Origin of the sequence: uncultured Rikenella sp., assembly GCF_948810725.1 — a bacterium.
Classification (GTDB): Bacteria; Bacteroidota; Bacteroidia; order Bacteroidales; family Rikenellaceae; genus Rikenella.
In genome coordinates, this window is record NZ_CAQIVA010000059.1 from 1 (window position 1) to 9618 (window position 9618).

Below are 9618 nucleotides of genomic sequence, written 5' to 3' on the forward strand. Positions count from 1 at the left end.
CGGGGGTAGAGGCTGCCAGTGGAAATGCGTAAGCATTTCCCGTCCACGGGACGTGTGGCCCGCTTGGCCGACGCGTTCGCGTCATGGCGCGCGGCCGTTATTACTTTCCTGTTGCTCGCGCGCCACGCCTAAAAAAGCGATTCAGCTATTTCGGCGGTAGCCGAATATAGATGAATCGCGCAGGCGCGCGAAAAAACTCGACCCTCTCGCGTAAAATCCGTCGCCCGCCCGCTTAAGAGGGCATATTCTGCCGGTTGGCGGTGAGCCAATCCGGCAAGAATTGCCGCGGGCGACGGCAAGCGTGGCGGAGCGACAGCGGAGCCGCAGTGAGGCTGACACGGGGCGGAGAATTGGGGTACGCTTTGGGCTGTGCTTGTTCTTCGGGCGGTGGATTGGGCTGAACTGTTGGCCGAGCTTCTGCGACTCGCAGAGTCGCGCAGTTCGCCGCCACCCCACGCGGCGGACTGCAACTCGCCGGCGCTCGTTGCTGCTCTCCGCTGGCGGCGACTGCAAACAGGTCGCGGACGAATGGGCCGTGCTTTTGCGGTTCGAAGAACCGCCGGGCCTGCGCGCTGGGCCTTCGGCCCACCCCCGGAGCGCGCAGCCCGAACCCAATAAAATGGAGAGCGGTGCGGGGGCGGAGCTTTTGCGACCCGGGAGGCCCGCAACACGCCGCTCCGCGCCGAGAGTTGCTGTTCCTCCCGGGCGTCCGGCCGCATAAAGTTCGGCTACATGGGGCAGCTCCAGCCCCTTGCCCCCGCGACTCCCTTTCCCGTTTATTCCGAGAGGCAACGCAACTGAAAACCGAAGGCACGAAAACTGCTGCTACATGGTTCAAGCCAGGTTACATAGGCAGCCATATACATGCCGTTTTTCTCGTTGACCGTAGAAGCCCAGCTGTATCCGTAAGCCCCGACATAAGCTAAACCGCCCATCCATTCTTCATTGCCGGCTCCGCGGTAGCCCGGGGCGCGCCGCTCGGCCCTCAAAAGCTGGGCGCCTCTATCCTAAATTGCCCGCGCGCACTCGTCCCCCGTTTATTCCGAGAGGCACCGCAACTGAAAACCGAAGACGCGGAAGTTCGCGATATAGGGGTTAAGATACGTCACGTCGAAAGTCAAGTACACACCTCGAATCCCATTACTCGCGGACGACCAACTGAACCCGTGGTTGCCGTTGCTCTTCTGCGCGCCCGAAGAGTGGTCGCGGAAGCCCGGGGCCGGGGAGCGGCTGTGCCGCGCAACGTGCCCAATAGCCCCCGAAACAATGAACCGTGCGAAATAAAAAAGGTGCTCTGCGCGGAGCGCGGAACACCCTTTCCAAGGCCAATAACCCGTTCAGGCACCGACCGTTATTTCAACACCCCCAGCTCCCGTCCCACCTTCGTGAACGCCTCCACACACCGATCCAGGTGCTCCCGTTCGTGTCCCGCCGACACCTGTACCCGGATCCGCGCCTGATCCTTCGGCACCACCGGATAGTAGAACCCTGTCACATAAATCCCCTCCTCCAGCAACCTCGCCGCGAACACCTGCGACAGCTTCGCATCGTACAGCATCACCGCACAGATCGCCGATTGCGTCGGTTTGATATCGAACCCCGCCGCAATCATCCGGTCGCGGAAATAGGTCACATTTTCCGCCAGCTTCGCGTGCAGGTCGTCGTTTTCGCCCAGCATGCGGAACATCTCGATCCCCGCTCCGACCACCGCCGGCGGGATCGAATTCGAGAAGAGATAAGGCCGCGACCGCTGCCGCAGCATGTCGATAATCTCCTTTCGTCCCGTGGTGAAACCGCCCACCGCCCCGCCGAACGCCTTGCCCAGCGTCCCGGTGATGATATCGACCCGTTCCCGGACGTCGAACAGCTCCGTCACCCCTCGCCCCGTCGGCCCCACGACCCCCGCCGAGTGGCACTCGTCCACCATCACCAGCGCATCGTATTTTTCCGCCAGTTCGCAGATCCGATCCATCGGCGCCACATTGCCGTCCATCGAGAAGACCCCGTCCGTCACGATGATGCGGAACCGCTGCGCCTGCGCCAGTTTGAGCTGCGTTTCGAGATCTTCCATATCGGCATTCGCATACCGATACCGTTTCGCCTTGCATAGCCGCACCCCGTCGATGATCGAGGCGTGGTTCAGCGCATCCGAAATAATGGCATCCTCCTCGCCCAGGATCGGTTCGAACACCCCCCCGTTCGCATCGAAACAAGCAGCATATAGGATCGTCTCCTCCGTTCCGAAATAGTCGGCAATGGCACGTTCCAGCTCTTTGTGAATGTCCTGCGTTCCGCAGATGAACCGTACCGACGACATCCCGAACCCGTGCGTATCCATGGCCCGTTTCGCCGCCTCGATCAGCCTCGGATTGTCCGAGAGCCCCAAGTAGTTGTTGGCGCAAAAGTTGAGCACCCGTTGTCCGTCCTCCACCTTGATTTCCGCCCGTTGCGGCGTGGTGATGATGCGTTCCCGTTTGTAGAGTCCGGCCGCATCGATCGCCGCCAGCTCATCCTTGAGGTACTGTTTGACTTTTCCGTACATCGTAGTTATGAAGTTAAGAGTTTTAAATTATTTGTGTATTCGGAAGCGCGACCGCATCGCGTCCCCTGTGTGGTTGAGTGATGCGGTTAGACCCGGCCAAAGCATCCCTTTAGGGATGCGCTCTAAAGTTTTTTCGGTTCCTTTTGTTCACAAAAGGAACAGTTCCATCCGGGGCAGTGCTTAGATCGCGCGCCCCGCCAAAAGAGGGAAATCGTCAAAATGTGCTGGCACGTTTTGACAAGATTTCCCAAGGCGCGCGAATAAAGCTCGCCTGCGCGCGGACAAAGAACGGGGGTAGAGGCGGCCAGTGGAAATGCGCAAGCATTTCCCGTCCACGGGACGTGGGGCCCGCGCGGCCCGAGCGCAGTACCCTCCCGTAAGGATGACGCGCGCCACGCCTGAAGAAGCGATTCAACTATTTCGGCGGTAGCCGAATATAACTGAATCGCGCAAGGCGCGCGGACAAAGAACAGGCGCGCGAAAAAACTCGATCCCGCGCAAAACCCCGTCGCCCGCCCGCCTAAAGAGGGATTTCGCTCGTTTTGTGATAGCAAAATCGAGATGAAATCCCAGCGGGCGACGGGAATGCGGCGGAGCGTAAGCGGAGCCGCAGTGAGGCCGACACGGGGCAGTGTTTTGGGCCGTGGGTTGGGCTGTGCTTTTGCGACTCGCAGAGTCGCGCGGGCTGAAGCCTCCCCTCGGGCGGGACGCAACTCGTAAAGCTCGTTTTGGGCCCCGCAGGCTTCGGCCGCTTAAACCGAAAGCGAATAGCGCGGTTCCCCGAACCGCCGGCCTTGTCGCCCAGGCGCGGAGCGCCTCGGGGGGGATGGGCGACAGGCCGAACATGGCAGAAGTGATAAACGGGCGCCGAGCCTGTGTACTGAGCCGTTCGGCCCACCCCCGGCGCGCGCAGCCCGAACCCGACAGAAAAAGGCTTGCCCCTGCGGCTCTTCGAGTCGCGCAGTTCGCCGCCACCCCACGCGGCGGACTGCAACTCGTCGGGGCTCGTTGCATTCACCGCTGGCGGCGAACTTAGCTAAGAACCCAATAGCGCGCCGAAGACGAATAGACCGTGCTCTTGCGACCCTTTGGGTCGCGCGGGCCGGACGCCTCCCCACGGGCGGCCCGCAACACGCCGCTCCCGCGTCGAGAGTTGCCGTACCTCCCGGGCGTCCGCCCGCACAAAGTTCGGTTATATGGGGTAGCTCCGGCCCATTGCCCCCCGCGTGCCTCTCGTCCCCGTTTATTCCGAGAGGCAACGCAACAGAAGACCGAACGCCCGATTGTTCCCACCGTCCGGGCTGAGCCACGTCACATTGAACCCCACATACATGCCACTGGCACCGTTGCCCCCAGACGCCCAACAATATCCGTCATTGGCCACCCCATACATCGCGCCCGTATTGCTGAAGCGGAAGCCCGGGGCCGCGCCGCCGCACCGTCAAAGAACCGACAAAACCGCCGGAACAGACGCAAAGTTATTCTTTTGGGCCGAAAAAGGAAAACACAATACTCCCCGCTCCGAAGATGAAGATTGGCAAGAAATTTGCAGGAAAATCCGCGACACCCGCAATAGTTTTTGAAAAAATTCAAACAGCCGCCAGTTTTCTTCGCCCGAACCGTAAAATTTATCCGATATAATTCATATATTTGATTGAAATTGGTTTACTTTTCGGTTCCACCCCTCCCCCGAGCCCCCGCTCCCCCGGACGAAGATCGGAAAGAGCACCAAACCCTCACCCCTCCAGCCGCCCTCGCCACCCCGGGCGCCCGGGAAACAAAAACGGAAACACGATGAGCACATCCACCAAACCCCTCCATCCCGCACCCCAGGACGAAACCACCGAACCCCAGGTTGCCAAACGCAAACGCGGCCGTCCGCGCAAGAACGGCCCCCTTCTCGACCAGCCCAAACGCAAACGCGGCCGTCCCCGTCGCGCCGAGCCCGACCTCGCCGACCTCCAGGACATCCACCTCGACCTCGCCGACCGCACCCGCGCCTCCGGCCGCCGTTCCGGACACTCCACCCGCGAACTGATCGTCGCCATGGCCAACGAAGTCATCAACCGCACCGGCATCGTCGACTTCCGGATCGAGACCGTCGCCCGCGCCCTCTCCCTCAGCCCCGGCAACATCACCTACCACTTCCCCAAAAAGGAAGACATCATCGCCGCCATCTGGGAGCAATACGAGACCACCATGCGTGCCACCCTCGCCGAGATCATCACCCCCTTTCTCGACATCAAACAACTCTACCTCTACTTCCGCGTCATCGCCTCCAAAGCCATCGCCTATGTCGGCGTGACCGCCTACTACTTCGGCGACCTCGGCGTCCTGCGACGCGAACACGCCACCTTCGCCCGATGGATGGACTCCAACCGCACCTGGATGTACGCCTGCTACGACCGTCTGACCGAAAACGGCTGCCTTCGCCCCATCGCCGACCCCCGCCTGCGCGACCTGATCTTCGCCTCCCAGATCACCCTCCTGCGCTGGTGGATCAACAACGCCTTCGCCAACCACGGCGGCGACCGCCTCGAAGAGGCCGTGAACCGCTACGTCTCCCTCTCGCTCCTGCAACTCCTGCCCTACCTCACCGACGAAGGGCGCCGCCAGTTTAAAAACATTGCCAATCAGATAAAATAGAGACGCCATGGCCCTGACCAAGAAAGAGAAACACCCCACGGCATCCGCCCTCGTAGTGCCCGGCGTATCCGACGAGCCCTCGACCCGCGCCACCATCCTTCGCCGCTCGCTCGAACTCATCAACGACACCGGGATGGTCGACTTTCGGATCGACGCCCTCTCCCGTTCCCTGGGGCTGAGCCCCGGGAACATCACCTACCACTTTTCGCGGAAAGAAGACATCTGTTACGCCCTGTGGGAGCGCTACCTCGACGAATACGACCACCTCGTCCGCCCGCTGACCACCCTGCTCGACCTCCGTCAATACTACCTCCTCAACCGCGTCCGGATCCGCCTCGACTACAAATACCGCGGCGTCGTGCTGTTCCGCAGCTCCGACCTCGGCGCCATGACCCGCGACCGGGAAGTGAACCGCGCCAACGAAGAGCACCACCTTTCGCTCGGGCGTCGCGCCGTCCAGCTTCTGACCGGAAACGGCTATATTCGGAAAGAAGCCACCCGCCAACAGCTCGAAGACATCCACGCCTGCCATTACGTTTTGACCCGCTGGTGCCTCAACTACGGTTACCAGGCCTATGGCGCCGACGACGTAGCCAACCGGTTGGATTACCTCGCCCTGATGTCCCTACACGCCCTTTATCCCGTCCTGAGCGAGAAAGGCCTCGCCGAATTCGCCGAGATTATGGATAAAGTCTCCGCCGACGATTCTTTGGGCGACCCTCCGTTGCAGTAGGCGCCTCCGACAAGCTTAGGTATCACCTATTTTCCACAGGGGGACTCACCGCGAGTCCCCTTTTTTTTCTTGCCTCCGACAGAGCCATTATTTTCGAATAATTTTAGAAATAAAATAATTCAACAAAATATTGTCGCTTTCGATTCTTTGGATTATATTTGAAGTGTGATTTCTCTGAAAACCTTCGGAAAGACACACTTTTTATTTACCTTTAATTTTTGAAGTCATGAAGAAAATGACCAAAATTCTGTTGGCCGCCGGTGGTGCAGTCCTGATTTGCGGCGGCGCCGTAATGACCTACCTCAAAGCGCAAACCCAGCAACCGGAAATGTCGGATTTGACCCTCGCCAATCTGGAAGCGATGGCTTTGTCCATCGAAGACGGTGAAAATATCGGTGGAGCAGCACGGTGGATTGTGAAAATCATTGATCAATATGGGTCTAAAACCTGCAATCCAGGTGGTGCGGATTTCTGTACTTTTTAAAAGATAAAAATCGATATTATAAAAGATTCCCTTACATTTGTAGGGGAATCTTTTTGTTCCAAAATTGACAAAAATAAAGATGAAACCTTTTTTCTTCAGCCTGTTCGGATTGATTCTCTTCGCCTGCGGCAGCAAGCCGCAGCAGACCGCCTCGGAACAGATCACCATCGACTTCGACGCCCCCGAGCCCACCCGGAAGATCGAGAAAGTCGTCCCGCTCGAAACGAACTCCGAATCGCTTTACGGTCGGTTCTTCCGGGTGAGGACGACCGACACCCGCATCTTCGTACAGGACATGCAACAGATTCTGGTCTTCGACGCGAACGGAAAATACCTCTCGAAAGTAGACCGCGTGGGCCACGGGCCGCAGGAATATATCACCATCTCTCATTTCTGGCCTTACAAAGACAAATTATATATTGTATCCGGCACCTATCATAACGGGATAAAAGTATACACCCATACAGGAGAGTTTGTACAGAATATCCCCTTGGATTTTGCTCCTGATGCAATTGCTGTTGCAGATAACGATCTGGCCATCCAAGCCATCTATAATGAAGCCGGGACACTGGTCGTGACCGACAGTGAAGGAAAAATCCGGTATGAAACCATCTCTCCGATTTTGGCCAAAACCACGGTAAGTATGCCGGCTATGTTTCCGTTTACCGAAGCCAACAGACAGCTTTATTATTTTCCGGATTTCGCCTCGGACATCTACACCGTGGGGGCCGACTCCTCGGACGTAAAACGCATACATTTCGATTTCGGAAAATACACCATTACGCCGGACTTTGTTGCCCGTTTAACGGCAGGAACTTTAATGGAAGAATTTTCTCAGAACGACATCGTTTCTTTCCCGAACTTCAACCCGAGCAACCGTTGGTGGGGCATGACCTTCTCGCTGAGCGGTAAGGAGTACACGTGGTACTACGATCCGGCCACCGGCGCCCAGCGCATTGCCGCTGCCGAAGGGACGATCGCCGTGAAGCCGATCGCCTGCGCCACCGAACACGGCTTCGTCGCCTCGGTGGAGGCCGCCCGTTTTCTGGAAGACCCGCAGTACGCCCCCTGGCGCGATAGCGTACAAGTCGACGAAAACGACAACGCCGTACTGATCTTCTATACCATCGAATAGCCCTCCCTCCCGCCCCACCTCCGCCGCTTTGCGATAGCGCACAGCGGCGGATTTTTGTTTATCTTTGCCCCATCAAGCACGAAACAACAGAGATATGGCAAAAGAGCTCAAAGACCTCACCTCGCGCCAGGAGGACTACAGCAAATGGTATAACGAATTAGTCGTCAAAGCCGGCCTCGCCGAGAACTCCGCCGTCCGCGGCTGCATGGTCATCAAACCCTACGGCTACGCCATCTGGGAGAAGATGCAGCGCGCCCTCGACGACATGTTCAAAGCCACCGGCCACGTCAACGCCTACTTCCCCCTCTTCATCCCCAAATCCTTCTTCTCCAAAGAAGCCCACCACGTCGAAGGATTCGCCAAAGAGTGCGCCGTCGTGACCCACTACCGGCTCAAGAACGACCCCGACGGGAAAGGCGTTATCGTCGACCCCGACGCCAAACTCGAAGAAGAACTCATCGTGCGTCCCACCTCCGAGACCATCATCTGGAACACCTATAAGAACTGGATCCAATCCTACCGCGACCTCCCCATCCTCTGCAACCAGTGGGCCAACGTCGTCCGTTGGGAGATGCGCACCCGCCTCTTCCTCCGCACCGCCGAATTCCTCTGGCAGGAAGGCCACACCGCCCACGCCACCAAAGAAGAAGCCATCGCCGAAGCCCGGAAAATGATCGGCGTCTACCGCGACTTCGCCGAACAATGGCTCGCCCTTCCCGTCATCGTAGGCCACAAGAGCGACAGCGAACGCTTCGCCGGCGCCGACGACACCCTCACCATCGAAGCCCTCATGCAAGACGGGAAAGCCCTCCAGAGCGGGACATCGCACTTCCTCGGCCAGAACTTCGCCAAAGCCTTCGACGTCCAATTCGTCAACAAAGAAGGCAAAATGGACTACGTCTGGGCCACCTCCTGGGGCGTCTCCACCCGCCTGATGGGCGCCCTCATCATGGCCCACTCCGACAACAACGGCCTCGTACTCCCCCCCAAACTCGCCCCCATCCAAGTCGTCATGGTACCTATATATAAAGGACCCGACGAACTGCGCGCCATCGTCGACAAAATGGAACAAATCGCCTCCGAGCTGAAAGCCAAAGGCATCAGCGTCAAGATCGACGACCGCGACAACGTGCGGAGCGGCTTCAAATTCGCCGAATACGAACTCAAAGGCGTCCCCGTGCGCCTCGCCATCGGCCCGCGCGACCTGGCGAATGGGACAGTGGAACTCGCCCGGCGCGACACCCTCACCAAAGAGAGCGTTCCCGCAGCAGGCATCGCCGATCGCATCGAAAAACTCCTCGCGGATATTCAACAAGGAATCTACGACAAAGCCCTGAAATTCCGCGATTCCATGATTACCAAAGTGGACACCTACGACGAATTCAAACGCGTACTCGAAGAGAAAGGCGGCTTCCTCCTCGCCCACTGGGACGGCACCCCCGAAACCGAAGAGCAGATCAAAGCCGAAACCAAAGCCACCATCCGCTGCATCCCCGTCGACGCACCAGAGGAAGAGGGGACTTGTATCGTCAGCGGCAAACCCTCCCACCGGCGCGTCCTATTCGCCAAAGCCTACTAATTTCCTTTATAGATATAGAGAAACCCCTCGCGGCCGGAAAATTTTTCCGGCCGCATTTATTTGAAAAACAGCAGAGTAGAGCAGTGTCCCAAGAAAAACGCAAAAATATTTCACAAAATATTTTGCGAAATACAAAAAAGCACATACCTTTGCATCCGCAATCGAGAAAAACAGGGGGCGCCGGCAGGTGCGAGCGTAGGGGAGCGTGAAAAAAAAGTTTTGGTCGATTGAAAAAATAGACATACCTTTGTAATCCCTTTTCGCCCGAACAGCGAAAACGGGATTTTGAAAAAGAGATATGAACCTTCGGGTTTCAGTTCTTTGAATTACTGTGAAAAGTTTAATGATAATTTGTAGTGTAGTACAATTTGTCAATTCCTGATTCCGGCGCCGCGAGGCGAACCGGAACGAGAAGAAATCGGTCGGGACACTCGAAAAATTGTTTTTTTACAATGGAGAGTTTGATCCTGGCTCAGGATAAACGCTAGCGGCAGGCCTA

Annotated in this window: 7 protein-coding genes; 5 read left to right on the plus strand and 2 right to left on the minus strand. The window is 57.8% G+C overall.

Annotation, left to right across the window (positions count from 1 at the left end):
- Positions 1–776 precede the first annotated feature (776 nt).
- Together Q9S52_RS09840 and kbl are read right to left on the minus strand one after the other, a co-directional pair.
- Entirely contained in the window at positions 777–935 is a 159-nt protein-coding gene (locus Q9S52_RS09840; protein ID WP_297830564.1) for a hypothetical protein, read from the minus strand.
- Between the two features lie 416 nt (positions 936–1351).
- Positions 1352–2542 (minus strand): glycine C-acetyltransferase, encoded by a 1191-nt coding sequence (gene kbl, locus Q9S52_RS09845; protein WP_304708991.1) that lies wholly within the window; start codon positions 2540–2542, stop codon positions 1352–1354.
- A gap of 1794 nt (positions 2543–4336) precedes the next feature.
- Here kbl and Q9S52_RS09850 point away from each other — a divergent pair.
- The 5 genes from Q9S52_RS09850 (at position 4337) to proS (ending at position 9119) form a co-directional block, all read left to right on the plus strand.
- Positions 4337–5188: a TetR/AcrR family transcriptional regulator gene (locus Q9S52_RS09850; RefSeq protein ID WP_297625215.1), complete on the plus strand. Its 852-nt coding sequence runs from the start codon at positions 4337–4339 to the stop codon at positions 5186–5188.
- Between the two features lie 7 nt (positions 5189–5195).
- Entirely contained in the window at positions 5196–5921 is a 726-nt protein-coding gene (locus Q9S52_RS09855) for a TetR/AcrR family transcriptional regulator (RefSeq protein ID WP_297625212.1), read from the plus strand.
- Positions 5922–6147: 226 nt separating this feature from the next.
- The gene (locus Q9S52_RS09860) at positions 6148–6405 is read left to right on the plus strand and encodes an NVEALA domain-containing protein (protein ID WP_304708992.1); all 258 of its coding nucleotides are present in this window, start codon (positions 6148–6150) and stop codon (positions 6403–6405) included.
- 79 nt (positions 6406–6484) lie between these two features.
- On the plus strand, positions 6485–7540 hold the full coding sequence (locus Q9S52_RS09865) for a 6-bladed beta-propeller (RefSeq protein WP_304708993.1): 1056 nt from the start codon (positions 6485–6487) through the stop codon (positions 7538–7540).
- A 94-nt stretch (positions 7541–7634) separates the two neighbouring features.
- Positions 7635–9119, plus strand: a complete 1485-nt coding sequence (gene proS, locus Q9S52_RS09870) for a proline--tRNA ligase (RefSeq protein WP_304708994.1) — start codon at positions 7635–7637, stop codon at positions 9117–9119.
- The last annotated feature ends 499 nt before the right edge of the window (positions 9120–9618 follow it).

Excerpts from the sequence above, each read along its gene's own strand:
- Q9S52_RS09840 (WP_297830564.1), bottom strand. The coding sequence starts at position 935 with ATGGGCGGTTTAGCTTATGTCGGGGCTTACGGATACAGCTGGGCTTCT.
- kbl (WP_304708991.1), bottom strand. The coding sequence starts at position 2,542 with ATGTACGGAAAAGTCAAACAGTACCTCAAGGATGAGCTGGCGGCGATC.
- Q9S52_RS09850 (WP_297625215.1), top strand. The coding sequence starts at position 4,337 with ATGAGCACATCCACCAAACCCCTCCATCCCGCACCCCAGGACGAAACC.
- Q9S52_RS09855 (WP_297625212.1), top strand. The coding sequence starts at position 5,196 with ATGGCCCTGACCAAGAAAGAGAAACACCCCACGGCATCCGCCCTCGTA.
- Q9S52_RS09860 (WP_304708992.1), top strand. The coding sequence starts at position 6,148 with ATGAAGAAAATGACCAAAATTCTGTTGGCCGCCGGTGGTGCAGTCCTG.
- Q9S52_RS09865 (WP_304708993.1), top strand. The coding sequence starts at position 6,485 with ATGAAACCTTTTTTCTTCAGCCTGTTCGGATTGATTCTCTTCGCCTGC.
- proS (WP_304708994.1), top strand. The coding sequence starts at position 7,635 with ATGGCAAAAGAGCTCAAAGACCTCACCTCGCGCCAGGAGGACTACAGC.